Source organism: Bradyrhizobium iriomotense (genome assembly GCF_030160715.1).
Classification (GTDB): domain Bacteria; phylum Pseudomonadota; class Alphaproteobacteria; order Rhizobiales; family Xanthobacteraceae; genus Bradyrhizobium; species Bradyrhizobium iriomotense.
The window spans coordinates 107,182-133,784 of sequence record NZ_BSOW01000024.1 but is presented as its reverse complement, the minus strand read 5'-3'; the positions used below and the strand labels follow the sequence as shown (position 1 = coordinate 133,784).

The following is a 26,603-nucleotide window of genomic DNA, read 5'->3' as shown; positions in this document are numbered from 1 at the left end:
ATTGTGTTTGCCGCTCCGCCATCACGTCGCGATCTGGCTTTTAGGCCAATAATATCAGAAGCTAGCGGGATGATTTCCGACCTGCGCCAATCACCTGCCTTCTTCGCCTCTCCCCGCTCGCGGGGAGAGGGAGCAGCATCAGGTGGCATGTGAGGCAGATCCGCTACCTCTACCTGGTCACGATGGACGCGTTCTACACGTTCCTGGCCGACGACGGCTGGGCGATCGCGAGCCATATCGCGCTGTCCAGCCTGATGGCGCTGTTCCCGTTCCTGATCGTGCTCACCTCGCTTGCGGGCTTCTTCGGCTCCAAGGAGCTCGCCGACCAGGCGGCCGGGCTGATGCTCGAGGTCTGGCCCAAGCAGGTCGCCAACTCGCTGTCCGGCGAGATCCACGACGTGCTGACCACGACCCGCACCGACGTGCTGACCATCGGCGCAGTGCTGTCGGTCTATTTTGCCTCGAACGGCGTCGAGGCCTTGCGGGTCGCGCTCAACCGCGCCTATGCGGTGGTCGAGATGCGGCGCTGGTATTGGCTGCGGCTGGAATCGATCGGCTACACGCTGGTGGCGGCCTTCACCGCGCTCGCCATGGCGTTCCTGATCGTGCTGGGGCCGCTGCTCATCGAGGCGGCGCGGCGGCACATCCCGCTCATCGTCGAATCCAACGAAAGCATCCTGACCTGGCTGCGCTACGGCATCACCATCGGCGCGCTGATCGTCGCGCTGATCATCCTGCACGCCTGGCTGCCGGCGGGGCGGCGCGGCTTCCTCCAGATCCTGCCCGGCATCGTCTTCACGATGATTGCGTCGCTGATCTCGGGCATCGTGTTCGGGCAATATCTGGCGCGCTTCGCCAACAACTACGTGACGATGTATGCGGGCCTCGCCTCAGTGATCATCGCGCTGGTGTTTCTGTATTTCATCGCCGCGATCTTCGTCTATGGCGGCGAGCTCAACGCTGCGATCATCAAGTCGCGGCTTCCTCACGGCGTGTCGCTTCAAGCAGCGCAGTCGCTAGCGCACGCGGAGACACGGGCTTGACCAGGAAGGCGTCGGCGCCGACCTCGCGAGAGGCCGTCTCGTCCTCGCCGCGGCCGGAAATGCCGATGATCGGGATCTGACCGAGCGGCGGGCACATCGTGCGGATGCGCTTGATCGCCTCGATGCCGTCGATGCCCGGCAGCACCATGTCCATCAACACTGCATCGAAAGCGCCTTGCGCAAGGCGGTTTTCCGCATCCTCGCCACGACCGATGAACTCCGCATGATGGCCGAGCTCGGTCAGCATGGTGTTGAGCACGACGCGGCCGAACGGATTGTCCTCGACGCTGAGCACGCGCAGCGACCTCATGGCATTCGACGGCTCTCCGTCACCGCTTACGTCCAACGCATCGATGTCCTCGGGGGAGCTCAAGGCGACGGTCAAGATGAAGGCGGCGCCGCGAGTCGGCCGCGTCTTCGCGGTGACGTCACCGCCCATCGCGCGTGCCAATTGCTTCACCGAGGAGAGCCCCAGCCCGGCGCCGCCGAAGCGCGAGGCGATGGTGACATTGGCCTGCGTGAACGGACGGAACAGACGCTTGATCTCGGCCATGGTCAGCCCGATGCCGCTATCCGAGACCCTGAAGGAAACACCGATCTTGCCTTTGCCCTTCGGCGGACGCCAGGGCAGAACCTGTAGCGCCACCCAGCCCTGTTCCGTGAACTTCACGGCATTGTCGATCAAGTTCTCCAGCGCCGCGCGCAGGCGTACGGAGTCGCCTACCACCAGGGCTGGAAGTCGTGGGTGGATGTCGATCTCGGCCTGCAACCCCTTGGCTGCCGCGCGGCCGGCAAGCGAGTCGCCGGCTGCCCGCGCAAGGGCGCGCATATCGAACAGATCCTGGCCGAGGCCATTGCCCCCATCCTTGGCTGTCTTGGCGGCGTCCACGAACAGAGTCGCAAGACTCGCCAGATGCTCCGCGCCGGCCTTGATGGTGTCGGCCCAGCGGCGCTCGCGCTCGCCAAGGTCCGAGGTCGCAAGCAGATCGCTGATCGCGAGGATTCCGGTCAGGGGGGTGCGGACCTCGTGGGCAAAGGCCGCGAGCGCGGCTCGGACCACGTCCGCCGCGGCAGCTTTTGGACTCGTCTTTGCGCTCTTCTTGACGCTGCGCTTGCGTGCGGCACGCGGCTCAAGGCGCGCCTTGCCACCCGCCTTGGCACCCATCTTGGGCAACCGCCGCTTGGACGACCGCGTGGTGCGCGCTGAGCGCGTTTTCGCCGCCATGTTTCCCCTTGAACCCCGGCTCGAAGTCAGCATGGCACGGCGGGGCCCAGGGAGTCACTGAGGCGTTTTTCTAAACCCCAGAGAAACTTAACGTAATCCCACCAACGCGCGGATGTCGGCAGGGAGCGCTCCCGCCGCGCGCAAGTCGCGCAAGCCGGTGGCGCGGGTCGATTTGGAAAGCTTTTGCCCAGCCCCGTCGCTTACCAGCCGATGGTGGCGATAGGCGGGCGCGGGCAGACCGAGCAGTTCCTGGAGCAGGCGGTGAACCGACGTCGCCTGAAACAGATCCTGACCGCGCACCACCTCGCTCACCCCCTGAAGCGCATCGTCGACGACGACAGACAGGTGATAGCTGGTCGGCGTCTCCTTGCGTGCGAGGATGACATCGCCCCAGGCCTGCGGTTGGACAGGAATGCTGCCCTGCTCGCCCGCAGGTCCCTCGCCGTCCTCGCGCCAAATGAGGTTCGCCATGCGGAGGCAGGCCGCGGCCATGTCGAGCCGCAGCGCATAGGGCGCGCTTGAGGAGATCAGCCGCGCGCGCTCCTCGGGGGGAAGCGATTTCGCGGTGCCCGGATAAAGCGGCGCGCCATCGGGGTCGCGCGGCCAGGGTCGATCAGCCTCGCGCTGCGCTACCTGCTTTGCGATCTCGGCGCGGCTTTCGAAGGCGGGATAGACGAGGCCAAGCGCGGTGAGCCTGTCCAGCGCCGCGCGATAGGCGTCAAAATGCTCCGATTGTCGCCGCACCGGCGTCTCCCAGGCGATTCCCAGCCAGGCGAGATCCTCGTATATCGCCGCCTCGAACTCCGGCCGGCAGCGCGTCGCGTCGATGTCCTCGATCCGCAGCAGGAGGCGCCCGCCCGTCTCGCGCGCGCGATCGAAATTCAGCAGCGCGGAGAAGGCATGCCCAAGATGGAGATAGCCGTTCGGGCTGGGGGCGAATCGGAAAACGGGTGGCGTCATTCTTGGGGTACTCATCATTGCCGGACTTGCCGCCTTCGCTAGAGCTTCGGCGGCCGAGTGAGTATGTTGGCCCGGCGGAGCTTTAGCGAAGACGGGACCCGGCAATCCATCTTCCATGACTCTGTTACGATATGAGATGGATGCGCGGGTCCCGCCTACGCCGAGGCTTCGGCGGGCTTCTCGGTATTGGGCCGGCGAGCCTTAGCAGAGACGGCAAGCCCGCGCATGACGAGTTGAGCAGCCATGACCATCCACCTCGAAACCCAGTCTGATCTCGAAGAGGCCGTTCAGGCACTGGTCAAGCGTGACACTCGGCTGAAGCCGGTGCTGGAGATCGCGGGCATGCCGAGCCTGCGACGGCGCGAGCCCGGCTTTGCGGGGCTGGCGCACATCGTCTGCGGCCAGCAGCTCTCGACCGCGAGCGCCGGCGCGATCTGGGGGCGGCTCAACGCCGCCTTCGATCCGTTCGACCATGACGCGGTGCGCCGTGCGCGCGCCGACCGGCTCGGACGGCTTGGCCTGTCGGCCGCCAAGATCAAGACGCTGAAACATCTCGCGCGCGAGCTCGCGGCCGAACGGCTGAACCTCGACGTGCTCGCCGAGGAGGACGCCGACGCGGCGCATCACACGCTGATCGCGCTGCCCGGCATCGGACCGTGGACCGCCGATGTGTATTTGTTGTTCTGCCTCGGCCATGGCGATGCCTGGCCTGCCGGCGATCTCGCCGTGCAGGAAAGCATCCGCATCGGGCTAGGCTTGAAGACGCGCCCCACCGAGAAGCAGATGGCGCCACTCGCCGAACCCTGGCGTCCCCTGCGCGGCGCGGCTGCGCATCTGTGGTGGAGCTACTATCGCGCAGTCAAGAAACGCGAAGGCGTGTTGGCCGGCGAGGCGAACGCCGTTTTAAACAATGTTGCTGTTGCAAAGCGCTCAGGGGTGAAAGAGAAGATGCCGGCACGGAAAAAGCCGGGACCTTCACCATGACATCAACCGACTTCATCGTTGCGCGCAACGACCTCGAGCAATGCAAGCTGATCGAGACCGCGAGTCCCGATCCGGCCGCGCTACCCGCGGATGCGCTGTTGGTGAAGGTCGAGCGCTTCGCGTTCACCGCCAACAACATCACTTATGCCGTGATGGGCGACGAGCTGAAATACTGGCAAATCTTTCCCGCGCCGCAGGGCTTCGGCAACATCCCGGTGTGGGGCTTTGGCGAGGTCATCGCCTCGAAACATCCGAACATCGCCGCAGGCGAGCGCCTGTTCGGCTATTTTCCGATGGCCATGCATCTCGTCATCGAGGCTACCGACGTCAGCAAGCGCGCGCTTCGCGACGGCGCCGAGCACCGCAAGCAGGTGTCGCCGGTCTACAACACCTATTCCCGCGTCACCGGCGATCCCGCCTTTGCCGGGCATCAGGGTGATCTTCAGGCGCTGCTGCGGCCGCTGTTCATGCTGTCGTTCCTGGTCGACGACTTCCTCGCCGAGAACGACGACTTTGGCGCGCGCAGCGTGCTGCTCTCGAGCGCCTCCAGCAAGACCGCGTTCGGGCTCGCGCATCTCCTGCACAGCCGCGGCCGCAAGGTGATCGGGCTGACCTCGGCGGGCAATACTGGCTTCGTCGGCTCGTTGCCCTGCTACGACGAGGTCGTCACCTATGATCGCGTCAGCTCGCTGCCGACGGACGCGCCGGTCGCCTTCGTCGATATGGCCGGCAGCAGCGCGCTGCGGGCCGAGCTGCACCACCATTTCAGCGACCGGATGGCATGCTCGGTGCGCGTCGGCCTGACGCATCGCGCCACCGACGCCGACGAGGGCCGACTTCCCGGCGCCAAGCCGCGCTGGTTCTTCGCGCCCGACCATATCCGCAAGCGCGCGAAGGATTGGGGCCCTGGCGGCATCGACCAGCGCTTTGGCGCGGCGTGGGCAGGGTTTGCACCGCTGCTGGAAAAATGCCTGACCGTGGTCGAGAGCCGCGGACCGGAGGCCGTGCGACAGGTCTATCTCGATACGCTGAAGGGCCGCATTCCGCCCGAGCAGGGGCATATGCTGTCGCTGCTCGGATAGTCGGCTTTTGGCGCCTGCCAAAACGGTATAGCGTCCACCATCATGATTGGAGCATGATCCTCTCGGAAAACTGCTGCACACTTTTCCGGATCATGCTCCCGAGGAAACGCCGCGAAGACGGCCACGAGGTCGCGCATGCTGGACAGGACGAAGGACATTCTCGTGTCCGCGCAAACCTGGCTCGATCAGCTCGAGCAGGCACTCAGCGATCCAGATCATGGCGCGCTGCATAAGCTCTTCCTGGCCGACAGCTACTGGCGCGACGTGCTGGCGCTGAGCTGGAACCTGCAAACGATCGCTGGCCGCGACGCAACCGTTCAGGAATTGAGTGCGCTCGCATCCGAGGCTGCACCAAGTTCTTTCGAGGTCGCATCGACCCGCGCGCCGCCGCGCTGGGTGACACGCGCCGGAACCAAGACGATCGAGGCGATCTTCAATTTTGAGACCGCGATTGGCCGCGGCAGCGGCATCGTTCGGCTGCTGCCCGATGCCGATGACGGCGACCGCCTGAAGGCGTGGACGCTGCTCACCGCGCTGGAGGAACTGAAGGGATTTGAGGAGCAACTCAACCGAACGCGGCCGCGCGGCCAGGCCTATTCGCGCGACTTCCGCGGGCCGAACTGGCTCGATCTGCGCAAGGCGTCCGGCGACTATGCCGATCGCGATCCGGCCGTGCTGGTGATCGGCGGCGGCCAGGCCGGACTCGCGATCGCGGCGCGGCTGAAGCAGCTGAATGTCGACACGCTGATCGTCGATCGCTGGCCACGCATCGGCGACAATTGGCGCAAGCGCTATCACGCGCTCACCCTGCACAACCAGGTGCAGGTCAATCACCTGCCCTACATGCCGTTCCCGCCGAACTGGCCGGTCTATATCCCCAAGGACAAGCTCGCCAACTGGTTCGAGGCTTACGTCGAGGCGATGGAGCTGAACTACTGGACCGGCACCGAGTTCGAGGGCGGCGCTTATGACGAAGCGGAAGCGCGCTGGACTGTGCACCTAGCGCGCGCCGACGGCACTACGCGCACCATGCATCCGCGTCATGTGGTGATGGCGACCGGCGTCAGCGGTATCCCGAACATACCGGATATTCCGAGCCTTAATAATTTCAAGGGCACGCTCCTGCATTCCAGCCGCTATGAGGACGGCGAGAGCTGGACCGGCAAGCGGGCGATCGTCATCGGCACCGGCAATAGCGGCCACGACATTGCGCAGGATCTCTACTCCAGCGGCGCGCAGGTGACGCTGGTGCAGCGCTCGCCGACGCTGGTCACCAATATCGAACCCTCGGCACAGCTCGCCTACGCCACCTACAACGAGGGCACGCTCGAGGACAACGACCTGATCGCGACCTCGATGCCGACCCCGCTCGCGAAGAAGACCCATGTGATGCTGACGGAGCAGTCGAAGGCGCTCGACAAGGACCTGCTCGACGGCCTCACCCGCGTCGGCTTCAAGCTCGATTTCGGCGAAGGCAGCACCGGCTGGCAGTTCAAATACCTCACCCGCGGTGGCGGCTATTACTTCAACGTCGGCTGCTCGGATCTCATCGTCAGCGGCGCGGTCAGGCTCAGGCAATTCGAGGACATCGAAAGCTTCGTCGCCGAGGGCGCGCGGATGAAGGACGGCGCGATCATCCCCGCCGACCTCATCGTGCTCTCAACCGGTTACAAGCCGCAAGCCTATCTGGTGCGAAAGCTGTTCGGCGATGCCGTGGCCGATCGCGTCGGTCCGATCTGGGGCTTTGGCGACGGCTTTGAGCTGCGCAACATGTATGCGCGCACGAAGCAGCCAGGCCTGTGGTTCATCGCCGGCAGCCTCGCGCAATGCCGGATCAATTCGAGATTCCTGGCGCTCCAGATCAAGGCGATCGAGCATGGGATGTTGGGGCGGAAGGTGGCTGTTGCTTAAGCCCCTCGTAATTGCGAGCGAAGCGAAGCAATCCAGAATCTTTCCGCGGTGACAGCCTGGATTGCTTCGCTTCGCTCGCAATGACGGTCGTGGAGACGGCCGCGCCGAAATGAGCTCAAAGGAGGACTCCAATGCCAGCCATACTCGGCTCGGGTGAGCATCGTTACCGTGTCGTCGAGAACTGGGCAAAACTGCCGGATGGCTGGCAGCTCACCGACGTTGCTTCCGTCGCGGTCGACGGCAAGGACCGCATCTACGTTTTCAATCGCGGCACCCATCCGATGGTGGTGCTCGACCGCGAGGGCAATTTCCTGCGCAGCTGGGGCGAAGGACTGTTCACCCGCGCCCACGGTCTGCATATCGACGCCGACGACAATCTCTATTGCACCGATGATGGCGATCACACCGTGCGCAAATGCACGACCGACGGCAAGGTGCTGCTGACGATCGGCATCCCCGAGAAGCCTGCGCCGTTCATGAGTGGCGATCCGTTCCACCGCTGCACCCACACCGCGCTATCGCCGAAGGGCGAGATCTACGTCTCCGATGGCTACGGCAACGCGCGTGTGCATAAGTTCACCCCTGGCGGCAAGCTGATCATGAGCTGGGGTGCGCCCGGCACCGATCCCGGGCAGTTCAACATCGTGCACAATATCGCCACTGATGCCGACGGTTATGTCTACGTTGCCGACCGCGAGAACCACCGCGTGCAGGTGTTCGACGGCAACGGCAGATATGAGACGCAGTGGAATAATCTGCACCGGCCTTGCGCGCTGTGCTGCGGCGGCGGCAAGCAGCCGACCTTCGTGATCGGCGAACTCGGACCCGGCATGGCGGTCAACCGCAAGGTGCCCAATCTCGGGCCGCGGCTGTCCGTCGTGGATGCGCAAGGCAAGCGCATCGCGCGGCTCGGCGGCGAGGAGGGGCCCGGGGTTGCGAGCGGAAAATTCCTGGCGCCGCACGGGATCGCACTGGACTCGAAAGGCGACATTTATGTCGGCGAGGTCGGCGTCACCGACTGGAAGACCAGCTTTCCCGACGATGAGATGCCGGCCGTCGTGCGCGCCACACGGTGTCTGCAGAAGCTGGAGCGGGTGCGCTGACCGGCGCGCATCCAATTCGCCCGGCCGCGCCACCGCATCGGTGCGCGGCGGAGGGGAACGGTACGATCGGGCGGACGGCGCGCGGCAGTGCCGCTTCCCCGAAAAGCGGCTTTTTTGCAGCGTGTTCCGGCTCGCGAGCGGCCTGAATAAGTCGCTCAACGGGCTTCACAATCCCGTCACGCTGCATGTAGTATGTCAGTACATGCTGCTTCGCAGCGATATGGAGGCCAGGAGCGTTACTTGAACGCACATGTCTCGCAAGGCAGTTGGCCGGTCTTGGTGCTGAATGCGGACTTCCGGCCGCTGAGTTACTACCCGCTGTCCCTCTGGTCGTGGCAGGACGCGATCAAGGCGGTGTTTCTCGATCGCGTCAACATCGTCGCACACTACGATCAGGCGGTACGAAGTCCGACGCTCGAGATGCAGCTTCCGAGCGTCGTCTCGCTCAAATCCTTCGTCAAGCCGACCACCCATCCTGCCTTTACCCGTTTCAACGTCTTCCTCCGCGACCGCTTCAATTGCCAGTATTGCGGCTCGCCCGAGGACCTCACCTTCGATCACATCATCCCGCGCAGCAAAGGCGGCCAGACCACCTGGGAGAACGTGGTCGCGGCCTGCTCGCCCTGCAATTTGCGCAAGGGCAATCTCACGCCGGCGCAGGCAAAGATGTTTCCGAGGCAGGCGGCGTTCGCACCCACGGTGCATCAGTTGCACCGCAACGGCCGCCTCTTTCCGCCCAACTATCTGCACGATAGCTGGCTGGATTATCTCTACTGGGATACGGAGCTGGATCCGTAGGGCCTTACGCGCGCTTCGTTCTGTTCGCTGCACATGGAAAGGTGTGCGCTGCCGGGACCGGTCGGCGACTTCTGGCTCATGCGCTGGTTTGGTTGCGCGATGGAACAATGGGAACTCGCCGGCCTGCCGTGCGTTATGTTCCCATGACAGTCGATCATTCGGTACGCCCGCCCCGCATCCTCACGCCCGACGAGCGCAAGGCGCGAGACGAGGCACGACGGGTTGATGCGGAGCAGGCCATGCGTGAGCATGAGGCTGCGCAGAAGGCGCTCTATTCCAACATGGAGCGGCTGAGGGCCGAACGGCTGGCGCGCGAGGCCCGATCGCAGGGCCGATAGGCCGCGGGCTCAGGGCCGCAAGGTCCTTTCCGGTTCGTTACCGTCCCTTAAGCCCTGCGGGGGCAATCTCGGCGCTGACAGGCGGCCCGGCTTTCGGCCACTCCGCCCCTTGGCCCGAGATCGTCACCCATGCTCGCCGAAACGCTGGAGCCGCTTCAATTCGCGGCGTTGAAGCGCGTGCTCCATGCACGCTTCGTGCTCGCGGCGCTGCGCGCGCTCGGTGCCATAATGATCAAGCCGCACCTCGCGATCGCAACCGCGGCCATCGTGGTGCTGACGCGCTCCCTCGCTTGCACGCTGCTGTTTGGACCCCGGATCGGGGCCGCGCGAAGGTGGATCTGGACCAGCATTTCGCGCCGGCAATTGCTGGCCTTGCGATGATGGCCCCGCTCGCGCTGCTCCTACGCGTGCTGTTGCGGAAGCGCTGCCTGTCGATGCACGCGACGAGGCTAGTCTTCCGCAGACTGCCGGGTTCTCGAATAATACTACGCCTTCTGAACCGGCAGTGCGACGCCGCCGAGCGTCAGCACCATGGCCGCGATCTCGCGCAGGTGTCGAGGGGAAGCGCTTGGCAGGCCAGGCGCGCTCGCTCCACCTTTCGCGATACATGCGGGCCGGCGCAAATGCGTCGCGCGAGGAACCCGAATGGCGTGGTGTTCGTTCAGAGCGCAGGCGTGCGCAGTGGACTTGACCTCTGGAGCGGAGCGATAATCCGGCCTGCGCTACCCAGCTGGAATGGAGGTCCGCCATGCCTGCCTCATCCGAGAAGGATCACGTCTACAAGATCCTGGAACTCGTCGGATCGTCGGAAAAGTCGATCGAGGACGCAATCCAGAACGCGATCAGCCGCGCCGCAAAAACCATCCGCGAGATGAAATGGTTCGAGGTCGTCCAGACGCGCGGCCATATCGAGAACGGCACCGTGCGCCACTACCAGGTCACGCTGCGCGTCGGCTTCACGCTCGAGGCGTGAGCGGGGCACAAGAGGCGTTGCCGCTGCGCGCGCCGCGGCGTGGTTAACATCGTCCCACGATAATCCGTCGAAATATTGGGGAATCCCCCATCGAGTACGGGCTCCGTGCAATCGTCGCGGATGATGCAACAAGCCGTTAAGGCGATGGTGAGAGGTTTGCGCCGATTTGGAGCAGACCCGATGTCCTCAGGCCGCGGCGAACTCGGCAAAACCCGTCTCCCGTTTTGGGCGGCGGGATTCGTCGTGCTGATCTGCACCGCAATCCTGGCCCTGAGCGGCTGGCGCGAATGGGAGACACGCAGCGCCGAGCTCAGGACCGCCGAAGTGGACGTGGCCAATGTCGCCCAATCACTGATCCAGCACGCGGACGACACGTTCGAGCTCGCCGATACGATCCTGGTTGGCCTGGTCCACCGCCTCGAGCTCGATGGAATGGGCCCCGACACGATCGCCAAGCTCCAGACCTACCTGCCGACCCGCAAATCGTCGGACCGCATCCGCGGCATCTTCGTCTATGACGAGACGGGCCGATGGCTGGCCACGACCGAGCAGGTCGACATCTCCAAGTTCAACAACGGCGACCGCGAATATTTCCAGCGTCATCGCACTTCGCCCGACCGCGGCACGCTGATCGGACGGCCGGTCAGGAGCCGCTCGGGCGGCCAGTGGATCATTACCGCGTCGCGCCGGATCAACAATCCCGATGGCAGCTTCGCCGGCGTCGCCCTGCTCACGATCGACGTCGCTTATTTCGTCGGGTTCTACGAGCGGTTCGACGTCGGGCCGAACGGCTCGGCGTCGTTGCTCAACAATGATGGCATCATGCTGGCGCGCAGCCGCGACGAGAGCAGCGCCTATGTCGGACGCGACCTCTCCAATGCCCCGTTGTTCAAGGAATGGAAAAGCCGGCCGACTGCGGCCGTCTACTATTTCAAGTCGCCGCTCGATGGCGTACTGCGCCTGAGTTACTACAAGCGCAGCAGCCAATATCCCCTGATGGTGCTTGCGAGCAAGTCGCAGGACGACGTGCTGGCCCCCTGGCAGCGCGCCGCGGCCGTGCGGATGAGCTATGTCGCCGGCCTGGTGCTGCTGATCGCGGTGATCGGCTTCTACCTGGTTCGCCAGCTTCTGCAGCGGCAGCGCATGGCACAGGCCCTAGTCGCCAACGAGGCTCACTTCCGCCTGCTGGCCGAGCAATCCAGCGACATGGTGACCCGGATCGGGCTTGATAACCGGCTGCTCTACGTCTCCCCGTCCTGCGCGCGCGTCGTCGGCTGGTCGCCCGACGAACTGCTGGGCAACTCGGCCGTGGCCGGCATCCACCCGGAGGACCTGGAACGGATCGAGCAGACCATCGCCGCGCTGAAGAATGGCGAAGCCGAGGAAGCGCGGTTCGTCTTTCGCCAGCGCCATCGCGAGAAGGGGGAGATCTGGGCCGAGTCGGCCCTGCACGTGACGCGAGCGTCCGACACCGGCGAGATCGACGGCGTCGTTGCGATCATGCGAGACGTGACCGAGCAGAAGGATCTTCAAGACAAGCTCGCCTCGCTGGCGACGACCGACGGTCTGACCGGGCTCGCCAACCGCCGCGCATTCGACGAGCGCCTTGCAGAGGAATGGGCGCGCGCACGCCGCGACGGCACGCAGCTCTCGCTGCTCCTGATCGACGTCGATCATTTCAAGAAGTTCAACGACCATTACGGACACCTCGCGGGTGACGGCTGCCTGCGCGCGCTGGGAAAGATTCTGGCCTCGCATGCGAGGCGCACCGCCGACCTCGCGGCACGCTACGGCGGCGAGGAATTCGCCCTGCTGTTGCCGAACACCGGCGCGGACGGTTGCGCCCAGATCGGCGAGGAAATTCGCGATGGCTTGCGCGATCTCGCGATGCTCCATGCGCAAAATCCGCCATCCCGACTGGTCACTGTGAGCGTGGGCGCCGCGACGAGCCTTCCGTCCCAGACCGCGACGGATTGCAATGCGCTGGTGGCGGCAGCCGATCGCGCGCTCTATGCCGCCAAGGACTCGGGCCGCGACCGGCTGGTGATGTCGGGCCAGGTCGTGCCGTGGCCGGCGAAGAGCGCGTGACAAACATCGAACGGTTACCGGAACTTAAGATTCTGTCGGCAGTCTCCGCGGCTTGGCGGCCATGCCGCGCTGTTCCCAGGGACCGCGACCTCATGCTCACCGACACGCTGGAGCAAATTCGATTCCTGCCGTCGAAGCGGGCGATTTATGTCCGCGTCATCTTCGCTGGCCTCGCGGCGATGGTGCTGTTCAAGGGCTTGCGGTTCTTCGAGGGCGGCCTCTGGTATGGCAACCAGACCGCCGACTTCTCGGCCTTCCACATCGTTGCGCAGCACATCTGGCTCGACGATCTCGACCTCACCTACCAGTTCTCGGAATTTTCCAAGATGCAGGCGGTGGCGTCCGGCGGCGCGACCAGCTTCATGCCCTGGACCTACCCGCCGCAATTCGATCTGCTTCTGGCACCGTTCGGATTGCTGCCGGGCTGGGCTGCCTATTCCCTTTTCACGGCACTGACGCTCGCGGCCTATCTGATGACGCTTCGCGCCATCGCCGGAAACAATCTGGCGCAGGTGCTCGTCATCTCGTTCCCGGCAATTGCTATCACGATCGCCTGCGGCCAGAACGGCTTTCTCACGGGCGCGCTGATCGGGCTCGTCTGCCTCAACGTGGAGCGACGCCAGATGCTGGGCCAGGTCCTGGCGGGCCTCGCACTCGGCGCGATGGTCATGAAGCCGCATCTCGCCATCGTGGCAGGTGTCTACATGCTGCTGACGCGCCGCTGGACGGCGATCGCCACGGCGGCGATCGTGGTGGTCACCAGCACGGCCGTGTGCACGTTGGCGTTCGGCCCGCAAATCTGGATCGCATGGCTAGGCGCGATCAAGGAGTCCGCCGGCTACCTCGAGCAGGGTCGGTATCCGCTGTTCCGCATGATCTCGGCCTATTCCTCGCTGTACAAATCCGGCCTTTCCCCGGCCGCCGCGTTCTGGGGACAGGTGGGTGTCGCGTGCCTTGCACTGGCTGCCGTCACGCTCGCCGTCCTGCGCGGGCCGTCTCATCGCTTCTCGCTTGGCGTCGTCGCGATCGCGTCGGTGATGATCAGCCCCTACGCCTACGACTATGACCTGCCGATCGTGGCGATCGGACTTGCCATGCTGCTGCCGGACCTCTTCACGCTGGCGAGCACGCGCGAGCGGAATACCTTGTATGGGCTCATCCTGCTGGCCAACTCCTATGGTCTGCTGCAATCGGCGCGGCTGGCCCGGGAGCATGTCACCGAGGAAGACCTCCAGCGGTATTTCACGCCGGCCATCGCCGGGGTCGCGCTCGTCGCCGTGCTCGCAATGCTGCTGCGGCTGCTTTTGCGCGATGCCAGGCCCGCAACGGCAGCGCTGCACGGCGAGCCCGCCGATCTTCTCCCGCGCCACGCGCGCGTCATGGAGTAATCAAGCCTTCCGCAAGGTCAGCGTCACGCCACCCGCTCCGCCTCGGCTGGCGCATGTGGCAGGCCCTTTCAGACTACGGACTGCGCGACCAGCGGTGAGCGCGCAGCGTCAAGCAAGCTCCACGCCGCGGCGCTCCGGGATCAGCGCGAGCAGCGCCACGATGTCGAGAAGATAGAGCAGCGCGAGCCCGGCGATCGCGGTCGGGAAGCCGTAGGCCGCGCTGACGATGCCGACCACCAGCGGACCGAAGCCGGCGACCGCGCGGCCGATATTGAAGAACACGTTCTGCGCGGTGGCGCGCGCCGCGGTCGGATAGAGCTCGCTCATCAGCGCGCCGTAACCGCCGAGCATGCCGTTGACGAAGAAGCCCATCACGGCGCCGCCGATCAACAGCGCCGTCGCGGCCGTCAGCTGCGAATAGACCACCACCATGATGGCCGCGCCCAGCATGTAGGTCAGAAACGCGGGACGGCGGCCGAAGCGATCGGCCGCGTGGCCGAACAGGAAGATGCCGAGCGCCATGCCGGCGATGGTCGCGGCGGTCCAGACCGCCGATTGCGTCAGGCCATAGCCGAACCGCGTCGAAAGATAGTTCGGCAGCCAGATCATGATGCCGTAGTAGCCGAAATTCTGCACCGAGCAGAGGATGATCATCCCGAGGCTGATCCTGGTCGTCTCCCCGTCGGCCACGAGCGCGCGGAGCGAGGCGGCCGCATCCGTCGTCTTCGCCTTGTGGGCCACGAAGACATCCGGCTCGTGCAGCTTGCGCCGGATCACATAAGCGACCAGCGCCGGAAACACGCCGAGCGCGAACATCCCGCGCCAGCCGATGAGAGGCAGCAGGATCGGCGTCGCCAGCGCCGCAATGAGCACGCCGAACTGCCAGCCGAGACCGACATAGGATGTCGCCCGCGCGCGTTTCTCCGCGGGCCAGGCCTCAGCCACCAGCGCCATGCCGATGCCGAACTCGCCGCCGAGGCCGATGCCGGCGATGGCCCGATAGGTCAGGAGGTCCCAATACCCCTGCGCCAGCGCGCACAGTCCGGTGAAGATCGCGAACAGGACGATGCTCCAGGTCAGGACGCGGACCCGGCCAAGCCGGTCCGACAGCATGCCGAAGACGAAGCCGCCGAGCACGGCACCGACCAGCGTCCCCGTCACCAACGAGGCTGCCTGCGGTTGCGTGAGGTGGAGGTCTTTCGAAATCGCGCTCAGCATGAAGCCGAGGATGAGAAGGTCGAACCCATCCATGGCGTAGCCCAGCGCCGAGCCCCACAGTGCCCGGCGAGCCATGGCGTCAACATCCCCTGCACGGGACGCCGACTGTGCTTCCGCTCCAGCGAGACTGACATCCTGTATCTGGCTCATGGCTCCCCGTTCGCCGAGCGATCCCTTAGGGATCGCGTCCCCCGCTACGTCCGCACCCTGCCCCTCAGACCAGATGACACGCCACGGCGTGCCCGCCCGCACCTTCCTTCAGGTCCGGCGCACTCTCCGAGCAGCGCGGCTGGGCCATCGGGCAGCGGGTGTGGAAGTGACAGCCCCTTGGCGGATTCATCGGGCTCGGCACGTCGCCCTTCAACCTGATGCGGTTGCGCTTGAGCTTGGGGTCCGGCACCGGCACGGCGGAGAGCAGCGCCTGCGTATAGGGATGCTGCGGGTTGCGGTAGAGGTCGCTCGCTTTCGCGATCTCGACGATGCGGCCGAGATACATCACGGCGACGCGGTCGGAGATGTGCTCGACCACCGAGAGGTCGTGCGCGACGAACAGATAAGTGAGGTTCAACTCGGCCTGGAGATCCTCCAGCAGGTTGATCACCTGCGCCTGGATCGAGACGTCGAGCGCGGAGACCGGCTCGTCGCAGACGATCAGCTTCGGCTCGACCGCGAGTGCGCGCGCGATCACGATGCGCTGGCGCTGGCCGCCGGAGAATTCGTGCGGGTAGCGCCGCATGTGCTCGGCCTTCAACCCGACCTTCACCAAGAGGCCTGCCACGCGCTCCTCGCGCTCCCTGGCCGACGACGCAAGGTTATGGATGGTGAAGGCCTCGCCGAGGATCGCGCCAACCGTCATGCGCGGGTTGAGCGAGGCAAATGGATCCTGGAACACGAGCTGCATGTTCCGTCGCATCGCGCGCAGATCATTGCCGCCGAGCTTGCGCACGTCCTGGCCATCGAAGGTGACCTCGCCGTCGGTCGGCTCGATCAGGCGCAGCACGCAGCGCCCCGTCGTGGACTTGCCGCAGCCGGACTCGCCGACGAGACCGAGCGTCTCGCCGCGATTGACCGAGAACGATACGCCGTCGACCGCGTAGACGCTGGCGACCTGGCGCGACAGCAAGCCGCCGAGCACCGGAAAATGCTTCTTCAGGCCCGAGACGCGCAGCAAGGGTTCGCTCATGAGGCGTCTCCCAGATGACAGGCCATGCGGTGGCCGGGCGCGATTTCGCGCAACACGGGCTCCTTCTCGGTGCAGATGCTCATGGCATGGCGGCAGCGCGGCGCAAAGCGGCAGCCGACCGGCGGGTTGACCAGGATCGGCACCGAGCCTCCGATCGCCTCGAGGCGCGTCTTGTGCTCGCTGGCGAGATCGATGCGCGGGATCGAGCGGATCAGGCCTTGCGTATAGGGATGACGGGGATCGCCGAACAGGTCGTCGACGAGCGCCTCCTCGACCACCTTGCCGGCATACATCACGACCACGCGCTGCGCGGTCTCGGCGACGACGCCCATGGCATGGGTGATCAGCATCACCGCCATGCCAAAACGCTCCTTCATGTCCTGGAGCAGGTCGAGGATCTGCGCCTGGATGGTAACGTCGAGCGCGGTGGTGGGTTCATCGGCGATGACGAGCTTGGGCTTGCAGGCGAGCGCCATCGCGATCATCACGCGCTGGCGCATGCCACCGGAGAATTGGTGCGGATAATGGTGCACGCGGCCTTCGGCATTCGGGATCTGCACCAGCTTCAGCATTTCGATGGTGCGCTCGAGCGCCTGCTTCCTGGTCACCGCCTCGTGGCGGCGCAGGCTCTCGGCGATCTGTTCGCCGACCGTCAGAACCGGATTGAGCGAGGTCATCGGCTCCTGGAAGATGAAGCCGATCTCCTTGGCGCGGACCTCGTCGAGCTGCTGGCTCGTCAGCGGCACGAGATCGCGGCCCTCGAAGATGATCTGCCCGGCCGCGATGCGGCCGGGCGGCATCGCGATCAGCTTCAGGATCGACATCGCCGTCACGGTCTTGCCGCAGCCGGATTCGCCGACGACACAGAGCGTCTCGCCCTTGTTGATGGAGATGTCGACGCCGTCGACGGCCTGCAAAATACCGTCGTCGGTCGAAAAGTGGGTCTTGAGACCTTTGATTTCGAGCAGCGGCGCCATCAGATCACCCGTCGCGCATCGAGCGCGTCACGCAGGCCGTCGCCGATGAAGTTGATGGCGACCACGGCGACGAAGATCGCCCCGCCAGGGAACAGCGCCCAGTGCGGGCCGATGTCGAGAAAATCCTTGGCATCATAGAGCAGCCGACCCCAGGTTGGCGTATCCGGCGGAAAGCCGAGGCCGAGGAAGGAAAGCGTCGATTCCGCGATGATCGCCGCGGCAACGTCGATGGTGCCGGCGACGATCACGGGCCCCACGGCATTGGGCAGGATATGCCGCACCACCTGGCGCACCGGGCTTGCCCCGAGCGCGCGCGCCGCTTCGACGAACTCCTTCTCGCGGATCGACAGGAACTGCGCGCGCACCAGACGCGCGACCGGCATCCAGCGCAGGCCGCCGATGACGAGCACGATCAGGATGAAAATGCCGCCTTCGGGACCGAACATCGCCTTCAGCCCGTCGCGGAAGAGATAGATGAGCAGCAGCAAGAGCGGTAATGGCGGCAACGACAGGAAGAGGTCGGTGAGCCACATCAAGCCATGTCCGAGCGCGCCGCGCGACATGCCGGCGAGCGCGCCGATCAGCGTGCCCACGAACACCGAGACCAGCATCGCGGCAAGCCCCACCGCAAGCGAGATGCGGCCGCCATAGATCATGCGCGCCAGGAGATCCTGGCCGAGATCGTCGGTGCCGAAGGGATGGGCGAGCGAGGGTCCCTGCATGCCCGCCACGATGTCGATGTCGTTGATCTTGACCCGCCAGAGGAAGGGGCCGACCAGCACCGCCAGGATCAGGAGCAGCAGCAGGAACGCGCTGAGCACGGCGAGCCGATGGCGGCGAAAACGCCGCCACGTCTCGCGCCAGGGCGAGTAGACCGCCCGCTCAGCGGAGGGAGATGCGAGGGTCAAGCCAGCCATACAGGACGTCCGCGATGAGATTGAAGAGCACAACGAGGCACGCGAACACGAAGGTGACGGCCATCACCACCGGCGTGTCGTTGGCGAGAATGGAGGAGATGAGCAGCGAGCCGATGCCGGGGATGCGGAAAATCTGCTCGGTGACGATGGCGCCGCCGAACACGGCCGGCATCTGCAACGCAATGAGGGTTACGACCGGGATCATCGCGTTGCGCATGACGTGCTTGACGATCACCTTGGCTTGTCCGAGCCCCTTGGCGCGCGCGGTGGTGACGTAATCGAGCCGGATCACGTCGAGCATCGCCGAGCGCACGAAGCGCGTCATCGACGCGGCCTGGAACAGGCCGAGCACCGCCACCGGCATGATCGCCTGCCGGATCATCTCGAGCACCCAGTGGATGCCGGTCCCCTTGACGTCGGTCGTGTAGACCAGGGGCAGCCAGTCCAGCGTGACCGAGAAGATCAGGATGAACAGGATGCCCGTGAAGAAGGTCGGCAGCGAGAAGCCGACGAAGGCGAGCGTGTTGGCGATCTGGTCGAACAGCGAATAGGGCTTGGTTGCCGCGAAGACGCCGACGGGAATCGCGATCAGGAGTGCGAGAATCTGCGCCGAGCCGACGACGTAGAGCGTTGCCGGCAGGCGCTGGAGGATGAGCTGGTCGACGTTCATCCGGCTGACGAAGGAGAAGCCCCAATCGCCATGCGCCATGGCCGAGATCCAGTGCAGGTAGCGAAGATAGATCGGATCGTCGAGACCGAACTTCGCCCGAAGGGAGGCTGCGACGTCGGCCGGCACGTTCGGATTGGTCGCCAGCTCCGAGAACGGATCGCCCGGAGCCAGCGCCAGCACGACGAACAGCACCACCGAAATGCCGAGCAGGCTCGGAATCGCGATCAGAATGCGACGCAGGACATACTGACTCATTGGGAAAGATCCCGCCTACGCCCCGCGATCATGCCTCCCGGTACCAGTCGAACAGGTTGTCGGTCTCGTTGGCCCAGCCACTGATGATACACACCAGGTTGTTGGCGGCGGCTTCCACCTTGAGGCGATGCTGCACCGGGATGAATACGGTGTCGCCGATCAGGATGTCGTTGGCCTTGATGTAGAGCGCGGCGCGCTTGATCGGATCCATCTCGCCTTCCGCCGCCTCGATCGTGGCGTCGTACTCCTTGTTGACGTAGCGGGGGTAATTCTGCCCCTGCCACTTGTTCTCCTTGGTCGCCACGTTCGCCGAAATGTAGCGGCGCATGTGCTGGGCCGGATCCGGCTGGGTCATCGGGATCTGGAACATCTCCATGTCGGCGTAGAACTTCGGATAGATGTCGGGATTGCCGACGTCGGACGAGAAGAACACCGATGCCACGACCGATTTCAGCTCGACGTCGATGCCGGCCTTCTGGCAGGCCTGCTTGACGATGGCCTGGGTCTTCTGGCGGGGGCCGTTGATCGAGGTCTGGTACAGAAGCTTCAGCTTCTTGCCATCCTTCTCGCGGATGCCATCCGCACTCGGCTTCCAGCCAGCGTCATCCAGCATCTTCGACGCCTTCTCGATGCTGAACTCCCAGGTGTTGTTCTTGGAGACGAACTTTTCGGGACCGTTGAGGAAGTTCGCAGTGGTGCGGCCGGCACGGCCGTAGATCACCTTCTTGACCGCCTCGCGGTCGACCAGCAGCGACAGCGCCTTGCGCACGGCAGGATCCGAGAACAGCGGGTGCTTGGTCTTCATCGAGGAGCGCTCGCCATCGACCTCGACATTGGGGTCGGTGAAGTTCAGCGCGATGAACTCGGTGTCGCCGCCCACGGCATAGATGGCCTTGCCCTTGCCGCCCTTCTCCAGGCGGAGCAGCACGTCGTCCTCAACCTGGATATTGTAGCCGAAATCGTATTCGCCGGTCTGGATCACGGCGCGTGCCGCCGAGACGGCATCGCCGCCGCCCTTCATCTCGAGCGTGTCGAAATAGGGCCGGTTCGGCATGTGGTAGTCGGGATTGAGCTCGCCGCGGACGAGATCGCCCGGCTTGAACTCGATGAACTTGTAGGGGCCGGTGCCGACCGGCGACAGGTTGTTCGGCGCCTCGCGGGATTTTGCGCCCTTGTAGTCGGCGAAGAGATGCTTCGGGATGATGGCGTTCGGAGCCCCGACGAAAGCGTCGGCCCAGAACGGGGTCGGCTTGTTGAAGACGATGCGGACCGTGAGGTCGTCCACCTTCTCGACGGTGATGTCACGATAGGTGGCAATCGTCAGCGCCGAGGTCGCGGGATCCTTGGCATATTCCCAGTTGAAGACGACGTCGTCGGCGGTGAACGGCTTGCCGTCGTGCCATTTGACGCCAGGCTTTAGCTTCCAGGTCACCGACTTGCCGTCGGCGGCCAAGCCGCCGTTCTGGATTGACGGGATTTCGGCGGCGAGCACCAGCTTCATGTTGCCGTCGGGATCCCAGCAGGCGAGCGGCTCATAGAACAGGCGCGAGCCGTCCTGGTCCTTGGTACCGGTGGCGAAATGCGGGTTGAGCAGGGTTGGCCCCTGCCACCACAACAGCTTCAACGCGCCGCCGCCGCCACGCTTGGTGGGCTTGTAGGTCGAGGGGCCCTCGGCCATGGCGACGCCGCCGAGCGCGAGGATCTGGTTGGCCAGCGGGGCGGCAAGGCCGACGGCGGCCATGCGCTGAATGAAGGCGCGGCGATCCATCCGGCCGTCCGCCACCTTGTCGATCATTGCGCGCAGTTTCTTGTCCAGCATGGCGGTCCCCCGTCTGGTTCCAATATGGATGCAGGCGGTCGCGAGGTGCGGCCACCCAGTTGGCTGGCGGTAGATGGCACACTGAATGGGGCGTACGTCAACTGCGACCGTATGTATGCAAACGGTCTTCTGGCTGTCCGTTGGGCAAAACTTCATTTCGCCGCCCAACCGTTCGGCAATTCGGCGCTAAAACGCCCGCCAATCAACGCTGCACTGCGAAAAATTTGTTCGGCAGATCAGACGAAGTATCGAGACGGAATTCTACGCCACGGACATATCCAGCGGCGGCGCGACATGGTCCGGCAGCGGGCAGACATAGGGCGTCTTCGCGGTGCGATTCTTCAGGTCCGCCTTCGCAGCCTTGATCAGCTCAGGCTCCGTCAGCGCCTTGATGCCGAGACCGGCCATCGCCTTGGCGGCCTGCACCATCGCCTTGTGGGCATGCGGGCTCTTGCCTTGCGCCACCACCTGCCAGGTGTGGAAGGGCGTGCCGATTGCAACCGTCGGTGCGTGGACCTGCACCGTCGGCACCACCCAGCTCACGTCACCGACGTCAGTCGAGCCGATCAGCGGATTGCGCTTGGCATCGAGCGGCACCAGGAAGTCGGCAAGCGGCCGCTCCGTCGGCTCCATGCCGATCGCGTAATAGACCGACGCGATGTCCTTGTCGCTCAGCGTGGCGCGAATCTGGCCGGCGAAATTCTTGTCGGCATCGTCGAAATGCGGCGGCCCGAGCTCTTCCATGACCCGGTGCAACGCCTGCTCCAGCGGCGCATTGGGCAGGATGTTGGAGACGGCTGAAATGATCTTCATCTCCATCTTGGTCTCGGTCATCAGGGCTGCGCCCTGCGCGATCTTGTTCACGCGCCCGACCAGCTCGTTCATGCCGGGCAGATCGCGGGCGCGAATGGAGTAGCGCACGCGGGCATGGGCCTGCACGACGTTCGGCGCGATGCCGCCGGTGTCGAGCAGCGCGTAGTGCACGCGCGCGTCGCTCGGCATGTGCTCGCGCATGTAGTTGACGCCGACGTTCATCAACTCGACCGCGTCGAGCGCGGAGCGACCGAGATGGGGCGAAGCCGCCGCATGCGAGGTGCGGCCGGTGAAGATGAAGTCGGCGCGCGTGTTGGCCAGCGACGGCGTCACCGCCACTTCCCAGAAGCTGTGGGGATGCCAGGTGATGGCGATGTCGGCATCTTCGAACGCGCCGGAGCGCACCATGAAGGCCTTGGCCGCGCCGCCTTCCTCGGCCGGGCAGCCATAATAACGCACGCGGCCGGGCACCTTGTGCTCGGCGAGCCAGTCCTTCACCGCGGTCGCCGCGAGCAGAGCCGCCGAACCGAGCAGATTGTGACCGCAGCCATGACCATGGCCGCCGGTCTCGACCGGACGATGCTCGGCAACACCTGCCTCCTGGCTGAGGCCCGGAAGCGCGTCATATTCACCCATGAAGGCGATGACCGGACCGCCCTCGCCCCACTCGCCCATCAGCGCGGTCGGAATCCCGGCGACATTCTCGGTGATGCTGAAACCTTGATGGCGCAGCTCGGCGAGGTGCTCGGCGGCGGAGCGCGCCTCCGTGTAGCACACCTCGGGCGTCCCCCAGACCTTGTCGCTCAAGTCGATAAAACGCGCCTTGATCGTATCAATGCCACGCCAGATGTCGCTGCGGTTGTCCATGCTTGTCGTCCGTGATCCCTTGGTCAAACGAAGCGGCAATGGTTAGCAGCTTCGCTTCAGCCCGCCTAGCACCGGCCGGGACAGCAGCCATGCGGCCGAAGCGGCACGCAGTCTGACACCGATTTCATCAATTCGCGTCGGCCAACTGTTCCAACGGTCTTTCAAGACCGCCCTTCGAGGCATACATTGCCGATGCTTCGCGCCTTGCTCGTTGCCGCAAATACCGGAAGCGACGCCGAAAGGCCAAGAGACCAGCAAGGAGAGAGCTTTATGCCCGCTCTGACTGAATGGAGAGTGCCGCCGGCACATCAGCCGCATACCGGCGACTATGGATTCGATCTCGACCGTGTGCTCTCCTCCGTCGTCGGCCTGCATTCCATCATTCCGCCGGACGCCTTCAGCGCCGAGACGCTCGGCACCGAGCGCGCCGGCAATGGCATCGTGATCGATGACGGACTGGTGCTGACCATCGGCTACCTCATTACCGAGGCGGAAGCGGTATGGCTGCATCTTGGCGACGGACGCGTGATGGAAGGCCATGTCGTGGGTTTCGACCAGGTCACCGGCTTCGGCCTGGTGCAGGCGCTTGGCAAGCTCGACATTGCGCCCGTTCCGCTCGGCTCGTCGGCCGCGACCAGGACCGGCGATCGCGTCGTGGTCGGCGGCGCCGGCGGGCGCACGCGCTCGGTCGCGAGCCAGATTGTGGCCAAGCAGGAATTCGCGGGCTACTGGGAATATCTGCTGGATGAGGCGATCTTCACCTATCCCGCCCATCCGAACTGGGGTGGCACGGGGCTGTTCAACGATCGCGGCGAGCTGATCGGAATCGGCTCGCTCCAGCTCGAGCGCGAACGCGATGGCAAGGCCGAGCACGTCAACATGGTCGTGCCGATCGACCTGCTCACGCCGATCCTGGACGATTTGCGTCAATTCGGCCGCGTCAACAAGCCGGCGCGGCCGTGGCTCGGGCTGTTTTCGACCGAGATCGATCGCCGCGTGGTGATCATCGGCATCTCGTCAAACGGGCCGGCGGCGCGCGCCGAGCTCAAGACCGGCGACGTCATCCTGGCCGTCGATGGCGAGAAAGTGACGAGCCAGACAGGCTTCTACCGCAGGCTGTGGGGGCTCGGTACCGCGGGCGTCGACGTGCCCCTGACGGTGCACCACGAAGGCGTCACCTTCGACGTGACGGTGACCTCGACCGACCGCATGAAGCTGTTGAAGGCACCAAGATTGCACTGAACAGGCTTGCACTGCCAGGCCGCACGCAAGCAGAACAGGAACGCGAGCAGATGAGCGAGGCTGTGGTGGACGACATCGTGGCCGTGCTGCCGCCGCTGCTCGATGCGCTGGAGGCGCTCGGCTTCGTCGCGCGGCACCTGCATCCGCCGGCTTTCGACTCCGTCATGTCTGCGATCGGCACCCCGGATGTGGCGTTGCAGGCCGCGCGGTCGCAGCTCTCCGATTGGCCGCACGCCTTTGCCGACATGCGGAGCTCGCTTGATCGCGCCTGCGAGGAAACGCTCGCCGCATTCGTCGGCCTGCGGACCGTTCAAGCCGGCAATGGCGATCTCGTCGCCGTCTTCCGCGCGCTGCGCCACCTGCCGCGCGCGCAGGAGGCGCTCTATCCGCTTGCGGCGAAATTTCCGCCGGTGAGCAGCTTCTTTCTCAACGCCGCAATGCGCGAGGACGAAGATCTGCTGACCCGGCTATCCGAGGCTCCCATCGGTCAGACCGGTATCTTCCATCGCAACAACGAACCCGGCAGCCGCGGCGGCTACTCGCTCTACGTGCCGGAATACTACACGCCCGATCGGCCCTGGCCGCTGGTGATGGCGCTGCATGGCGGCAGCGGCAATGGCCGCGGCTTCCTGTGGAGCTGGCTGCGCGACGCACGCAGCATCGGTGCGATCCTGATCGCGCCGACTGCGACGGGTCCGACCTGGGCGCTGATGGGCGACGACGCGGACACTCCCAATCTTGCACGCATCCTCGAAACCGTCCGCGGCCTGTGGAATGTCGATCCGTCTCGCCTGCTTTTGACCGGCATGAGCGACGGCGGCACGTTCTGCTATGTCAGCGGGCTCGAGGCCGCCTCGCCCTTCACGCATCTTGCGCCGGTCTCCGCGGCGTTCCATCCGCTGATGGCGGAGACGGCGGACGACGCGCGCCTGCAAGGGTTGCCGGTTTTCATCACCCACGGCCGGCTCGACTGGATGTTTCCCGTGCAGGTCGCGCGGCAGACGCAGTCAACCCTGTCTGCCGCCGGCGCCGACGCCACCTATCGCGAGATCGACGACCTCAGCCATTGCTATCCCCGCGAGATCAATGCGCAGTTGCTGCAATGGCTGAATGGCGGGTGAACAGGTCGTCCATATCCTCGCCGCACTGACCGGGAACTCTTGTTGGGCACTTACGTTATTGCCGGTCACCGGAGGTTCACTATGAAGACTTTGTTCGGAATGATTTTGGGCGCGCTGCTGCTTGGCGTCGGCGTCTACATTCACGACTCGATGCAGACATCTGCCAGCGGTGAGGTCGCAGCGACCAATCGCACCATCGTAAACTGGGATGTCGCCAAGGCCGACTGGGACGCGCTGGTGGACCGCGCGCACAAGGACTGGGTGAGGATTTCGTCGAAATAAGCGGGTTCTAGTCAGCAATCCATTGACGAGGCGCCGTCGCTATCCGCGACGGCGCCTTTGTCTCGACTGACCGCGCTCAGTTGCTTTTGCCTGCCTTCGCCTTGCGCGCGTCCGCGATCGCCTGCTCGAACTCGGCCATGGTAAGCACGCCCGGCACTCGGAATTTGCCGACGATGAAAGACGGCGTGCCGCGGAAGCCGAAGGCCTCGGCCTGATTGCTGTTGCGTTTCAGGATCGCGTCGATGTCCTTGGCGCGGCCGGCGAGATCGCGCTTCAGGCGATCCATGTCGACGCCGGCGCCCGCCAACAGCTCATTGATGCGCGGCTCGGTCAGGCGCGAATTCACGCCCATCATCGCATCATGCGCCTGGTCGTACTTGTCCTGGAATTTGGCCGCGAGCGCCATCCGCGCCGCGGCTACCGAGACCGGCCCGAGGATCGGCCAGTCCTTCAGCACCAGCCGGACCTTGCCGTCGTCCTGGACGATCTGGCGCAGCTCCGGCTCGACGCGGCGGCAATAGGGACATTGATAATCGGACCATTCGACGATGGTGATGTCGCCGTCACGGTTGCCGATCACGGGCACGTCGGGATCGCGCAGCACGGCGGCTTCGGTCAGAATGGTATCGTCATCGGCCGTCGCCGCGCAGCTGGTGCGGAGGCCGCCTGCGAGCACCGCGCCAGCCCCGATCAGCGTCAGCGCCACGCGCCGCGTTGGTTTGTCTTCAAGTCCGATCATAAACCCGTCCCAGTTCGGCCCCGTCGGTGCTTCTACGGCCTGAGGCGCAGAAGCGTTACGCACCAGCATATAGAGTGCGGCGCCGGTAATGACAGCCGAAAAAACGGTATACGGGCTATCCCAGCCGCATTTGGCTCAGGCAGGAGAGCTGGCTTGCGCCGCGTCGCGGCGGACCAGCGCCACCAGCGTGGCGGTCATGGTCGCAACCAGCGTCGTCGCACCGTCCTGCCGCGCGAAGGCCTTGGCCTCGCAGAAAGTGAGCGTGCGGCCCGGCTTGACCACCTCGGCCCTGAAGACGAAGCCCTCGCCCCGCGCCGGCGCGAGCAGGTTGGTCTTGAACTCGACGGTGAGGATGTCGGCTTGGCGTGGCATCAGCGTGAAAGCGGCAACGCCGCAGGCATTGTCGAGGCCTGCGGTGATGATGCCGGCATGCACGAAGCCGTTCTGCTGGGTGAAGCCGGCCGCATAATCCATCGCCAGCTCCGCCTCGCCCGGCGCAAGGCGCGCGAGCGAGATGCCGAGTGTGCGCATCACCGGCTGGCCGTCGAACAGTCGGGTTGCGGCCGCGCGAAAATCGGGATTCCTGGGCTCGAAGGTGGTCATCGCG

General features: G+C 65.0%; 25 protein-coding genes. 14 read left to right on the top strand and 11 right to left on the bottom strand.

Annotated elements, in window-relative coordinates:
* The first annotated feature begins 182 nt into the window (after positions 1–182).
* On the top strand, positions 183–1,043 hold the full coding sequence (locus QQL28_RS30235) for a YihY/virulence factor BrkB family protein (RefSeq protein ID WP_431309666.1): 861 nt from the start codon (positions 183–185) through the stop codon (positions 1,041–1,043).
* On the opposite strand, the gene QQL28_RS30230 is transcribed toward QQL28_RS30235, so the two are convergent.
* Entirely contained in the window at positions 970–2,268 is a 1,299-nt protein-coding gene (locus QQL28_RS30230; protein WP_284271380.1) for an ATP-binding protein, read from the bottom strand. The genes QQL28_RS30235 and QQL28_RS30230 overlap by 74 nt on opposite strands.
* A gap of 87 nt (positions 2,269–2,355) precedes the next feature.
* On the bottom strand, positions 2,356–3,228 hold the full coding sequence (gluQRS, locus tag QQL28_RS30225) for a tRNA glutamyl-Q(34) synthetase GluQRS (RefSeq protein ID WP_284271379.1): 873 nt from the start codon (positions 3,226–3,228) through the stop codon (positions 2,356–2,358).
* Between the two features lie 243 nt (positions 3,229–3,471).
* On the opposite strand from gluQRS, the gene QQL28_RS30220 reads away from it, so the two are divergent.
* The 10 genes from QQL28_RS30220 to QQL28_RS30175 all read left to right on the top strand — a co-directional run bounded on the left by QQL28_RS30220 (position 3,472) and on the right by QQL28_RS30175 (position 13,893).
* Positions 3,472–4,212 (top strand): DNA-3-methyladenine glycosylase family protein, encoded by a 741-nt coding sequence (locus QQL28_RS30220; RefSeq protein ID WP_284271377.1) that lies wholly within the window; start codon positions 3,472–3,474, stop codon positions 4,210–4,212.
* Positions 4,209–5,294, top strand: coding sequence for a DUF2855 family protein (locus QQL28_RS30215; RefSeq protein WP_284271375.1), 1,086 nt, complete (start codon positions 4,209–4,211; stop codon positions 5,292–5,294). Before QQL28_RS30220 ends, QQL28_RS30215 begins: the two co-directional genes overlap by 4 nt.
* A gap of 135 nt (positions 5,295–5,429) precedes the next feature.
* A complete protein-coding gene (locus QQL28_RS30210) occupies positions 5,430–7,205 on the top strand; it encodes a flavin-containing monooxygenase (RefSeq protein WP_284271374.1) in 1,776 nt (591 codons plus the stop codon).
* A 131-nt stretch (positions 7,206–7,336) separates the two neighbouring features.
* Entirely contained in the window at positions 7,337–8,308 is a 972-nt protein-coding gene (locus QQL28_RS30205) for a peptidyl-alpha-hydroxyglycine alpha-amidating lyase family protein (protein ID WP_284271372.1), read from the top strand.
* Positions 8,309–8,548: 240 nt separating this feature from the next.
* Positions 8,549–9,106, top strand: a complete 558-nt coding sequence (locus QQL28_RS30200; protein WP_080135068.1) for an HNH endonuclease — start codon at positions 8,549–8,551, stop codon at positions 9,104–9,106.
* A 143-nt stretch (positions 9,107–9,249) separates the two neighbouring features.
* The gene (locus tag QQL28_RS30195) at positions 9,250–9,444 is read left to right on the top strand and encodes a hypothetical protein (protein WP_284271371.1); all 195 of its coding nucleotides are present in this window, start codon (positions 9,250–9,252) and stop codon (positions 9,442–9,444) included.
* Between the two features lie 129 nt (positions 9,445–9,573).
* Positions 9,574–9,825 (top strand): hypothetical protein, encoded by a 252-nt coding sequence (locus tag QQL28_RS30190; RefSeq protein WP_284271369.1) that lies wholly within the window; start codon positions 9,574–9,576, stop codon positions 9,823–9,825.
* Between the two features lie 367 nt (positions 9,826–10,192).
* Positions 10,193–10,417 (top strand): dodecin, encoded by a 225-nt coding sequence (locus QQL28_RS30185; RefSeq protein WP_284271367.1) that lies wholly within the window; start codon positions 10,193–10,195, stop codon positions 10,415–10,417.
* Positions 10,418–10,597: 180 nt separating this feature from the next.
* Positions 10,598–12,505 carry a sensor domain-containing diguanylate cyclase gene (locus QQL28_RS30180; RefSeq protein ID WP_284271364.1) on the top strand — a complete coding sequence of 636 codons (1,908 nt, stop codon included), beginning with the start codon at positions 10,598–10,600 and terminating at the stop codon, positions 12,503–12,505.
* Between the two features lie 92 nt (positions 12,506–12,597).
* Complete coding sequence (locus QQL28_RS30175) at positions 12,598–13,893, top strand: glycosyltransferase family 87 protein (protein WP_284271362.1); 1,296 nt, start codon at positions 12,598–12,600, stop codon at positions 13,891–13,893.
* Positions 13,894–14,001: 108 nt separating this feature from the next.
* Here the strand turns inward: QQL28_RS30175 and QQL28_RS30170 are convergent, their stop codons facing one another.
* From QQL28_RS30170 to QQL28_RS30140, 7 genes are all read right to left on the bottom strand, one after another.
* Positions 14,002–15,186 (bottom strand): MFS transporter, encoded by a 1,185-nt coding sequence (locus QQL28_RS30170; protein ID WP_284271360.1) that lies wholly within the window; start codon positions 15,184–15,186, stop codon positions 14,002–14,004.
* Between the two features lie 139 nt (positions 15,187–15,325).
* Positions 15,326–16,294: an ABC transporter ATP-binding protein gene (locus QQL28_RS30165; RefSeq protein WP_284271359.1), complete on the bottom strand. Its 969-nt coding sequence runs from the start codon at positions 16,292–16,294 to the stop codon at positions 15,326–15,328.
* Positions 16,291–17,271: an ABC transporter ATP-binding protein gene (locus tag QQL28_RS30160; RefSeq protein WP_284271357.1), complete on the bottom strand. Its 981-nt coding sequence runs from the start codon at positions 17,269–17,271 to the stop codon at positions 16,291–16,293. Before QQL28_RS30160 ends, QQL28_RS30165 begins: the two co-directional genes overlap by 4 nt.
* On the bottom strand, positions 17,271–18,188 hold the full coding sequence (locus tag QQL28_RS30155) for an ABC transporter permease (RefSeq protein ID WP_284271355.1): 918 nt from the start codon (positions 18,186–18,188) through the stop codon (positions 17,271–17,273). The genes QQL28_RS30160 and QQL28_RS30155 overlap by 1 nt, the downstream gene beginning before the upstream one ends.
* Positions 18,154–19,113 (bottom strand): ABC transporter permease, encoded by a 960-nt coding sequence (locus QQL28_RS30150; protein WP_284271353.1) that lies wholly within the window; start codon positions 19,111–19,113, stop codon positions 18,154–18,156. Before QQL28_RS30150 ends, QQL28_RS30155 begins: the two co-directional genes overlap by 35 nt.
* Before the next feature lie 28 nt (positions 19,114–19,141).
* Entirely contained in the window at positions 19,142–20,932 is a 1,791-nt protein-coding gene (locus QQL28_RS30145) for a peptide ABC transporter substrate-binding protein (RefSeq protein ID WP_284271351.1), read from the bottom strand.
* Positions 20,933–21,193: 261 nt separating this feature from the next.
* The gene (locus tag QQL28_RS30140; protein ID WP_284271349.1) at positions 21,194–22,612 is read right to left on the bottom strand and encodes a M20 family metallopeptidase; all 1,419 of its coding nucleotides are present in this window, start codon (positions 22,610–22,612) and stop codon (positions 21,194–21,196) included.
* Between the two features lie 270 nt (positions 22,613–22,882).
* Between QQL28_RS30140 and QQL28_RS30135 the strand changes: the two genes are divergently transcribed.
* The 3 genes from QQL28_RS30135 (at position 22,883) to QQL28_RS30125 (ending at position 25,257) form a co-directional block, all read left to right on the top strand.
* Complete coding sequence (locus QQL28_RS30135; RefSeq protein WP_284271347.1) at positions 22,883–23,854, top strand: S1C family serine protease; 972 nt, start codon at positions 22,883–22,885, stop codon at positions 23,852–23,854.
* A 50-nt stretch (positions 23,855–23,904) separates the two neighbouring features.
* Positions 23,905–24,975 carry a carboxylesterase family protein gene (locus QQL28_RS30130; protein WP_284271345.1) on the top strand — a complete coding sequence of 357 codons (1,071 nt, stop codon included), beginning with the start codon at positions 23,905–23,907 and terminating at the stop codon, positions 24,973–24,975.
* An 81-nt stretch (positions 24,976–25,056) separates the two neighbouring features.
* The gene (locus QQL28_RS30125; RefSeq protein ID WP_284271343.1) at positions 25,057–25,257 is read left to right on the top strand and encodes a hypothetical protein; all 201 of its coding nucleotides are present in this window, start codon (positions 25,057–25,059) and stop codon (positions 25,255–25,257) included.
* Positions 25,258–25,333: 76 nt separating this feature from the next.
* Here the strand turns inward: QQL28_RS30125 and QQL28_RS30120 are convergent, their stop codons facing one another.
* Positions 25,334–25,996, bottom strand: a complete 663-nt coding sequence (locus QQL28_RS30120) for a DsbA family protein (protein ID WP_284271341.1) — start codon at positions 25,994–25,996, stop codon at positions 25,334–25,336.
* A 135-nt stretch (positions 25,997–26,131) separates the two neighbouring features.
* A complete protein-coding gene (locus QQL28_RS30115) occupies positions 26,132–26,599 on the bottom strand; it encodes a PaaI family thioesterase (protein ID WP_284271339.1) in 468 nt (155 codons plus the stop codon).
* Between the last annotated feature and the right edge of the window lie 4 nt (positions 26,600–26,603).

Coding starts and splice junctions, on each gene's coding strand:
- QQL28_RS30235 (WP_431309666.1), top strand. CDS start 183: ATGGACGCGTTCTACACGTTCCTGGCCGACGACGGCTGGGCGATCGCG.
- QQL28_RS30230 (WP_284271380.1), bottom strand. CDS start 2,268: ATGGCGGCGAAAACGCGCTCAGCGCGCACCACGCGGTCGTCCAAGCGG.
- gluQRS (WP_284271379.1), bottom strand. CDS start 3,228: ATGACGCCACCCGTTTTCCGATTCGCCCCCAGCCCGAACGGCTATCTC.
- QQL28_RS30220 (WP_284271377.1), top strand. CDS start 3,472: ATGACCATCCACCTCGAAACCCAGTCTGATCTCGAAGAGGCCGTTCAG.
- QQL28_RS30215 (WP_284271375.1), top strand. CDS start 4,209: ATGACATCAACCGACTTCATCGTTGCGCGCAACGACCTCGAGCAATGC.
- QQL28_RS30210 (WP_284271374.1), top strand. CDS start 5,430: ATGCTGGACAGGACGAAGGACATTCTCGTGTCCGCGCAAACCTGGCTC.
- QQL28_RS30205 (WP_284271372.1), top strand. CDS start 7,337: ATGCCAGCCATACTCGGCTCGGGTGAGCATCGTTACCGTGTCGTCGAG.
- QQL28_RS30195 (WP_284271371.1), top strand. CDS start 9,250: ATGACAGTCGATCATTCGGTACGCCCGCCCCGCATCCTCACGCCCGAC.
- QQL28_RS30190 (WP_284271369.1), top strand. CDS start 9,574: ATGCTCGCCGAAACGCTGGAGCCGCTTCAATTCGCGGCGTTGAAGCGC.
- QQL28_RS30185 (WP_284271367.1), top strand. CDS start 10,193: ATGCCTGCCTCATCCGAGAAGGATCACGTCTACAAGATCCTGGAACTC.
- QQL28_RS30180 (WP_284271364.1), top strand. CDS start 10,598: ATGTCCTCAGGCCGCGGCGAACTCGGCAAAACCCGTCTCCCGTTTTGG.
- QQL28_RS30175 (WP_284271362.1), top strand. CDS start 12,598: ATGCTCACCGACACGCTGGAGCAAATTCGATTCCTGCCGTCGAAGCGG.
- QQL28_RS30170 (WP_284271360.1), bottom strand. CDS start 15,186: ATGGCTCGCCGGGCACTGTGGGGCTCGGCGCTGGGCTACGCCATGGAT.
- QQL28_RS30165 (WP_284271359.1), bottom strand. CDS start 16,294: ATGAGCGAACCCTTGCTGCGCGTCTCGGGCCTGAAGAAGCATTTTCCG.
- QQL28_RS30160 (WP_284271357.1), bottom strand. CDS start 17,271: ATGGCGCCGCTGCTCGAAATCAAAGGTCTCAAGACCCACTTTTCGACC.
- QQL28_RS30155 (WP_284271355.1), bottom strand. CDS start 18,188: ATGGCTGGCTTGACCCTCGCATCTCCCTCCGCTGAGCGGGCGGTCTAC.
- QQL28_RS30150 (WP_284271353.1), bottom strand. CDS start 19,113: ATGAGTCAGTATGTCCTGCGTCGCATTCTGATCGCGATTCCGAGCCTG.
- QQL28_RS30145 (WP_284271351.1), bottom strand. CDS start 20,932: ATGCTGGACAAGAAACTGCGCGCAATGATCGACAAGGTGGCGGACGGC.
- QQL28_RS30140 (WP_284271349.1), bottom strand. CDS start 22,612: ATGGACAACCGCAGCGACATCTGGCGTGGCATTGATACGATCAAGGCG.
- QQL28_RS30135 (WP_284271347.1), top strand. CDS start 22,883: ATGCCCGCTCTGACTGAATGGAGAGTGCCGCCGGCACATCAGCCGCAT.
- QQL28_RS30130 (WP_284271345.1), top strand. CDS start 23,905: ATGAGCGAGGCTGTGGTGGACGACATCGTGGCCGTGCTGCCGCCGCTG.
- QQL28_RS30125 (WP_284271343.1), top strand. CDS start 25,057: ATGAAGACTTTGTTCGGAATGATTTTGGGCGCGCTGCTGCTTGGCGTC.
- QQL28_RS30120 (WP_284271341.1), bottom strand. CDS start 25,996: ATGATCGGACTTGAAGACAAACCAACGCGGCGCGTGGCGCTGACGCTG.
- QQL28_RS30115 (WP_284271339.1), bottom strand. CDS start 26,599: ATGACCACCTTCGAGCCCAGGAATCCCGATTTTCGCGCGGCCGCAACC.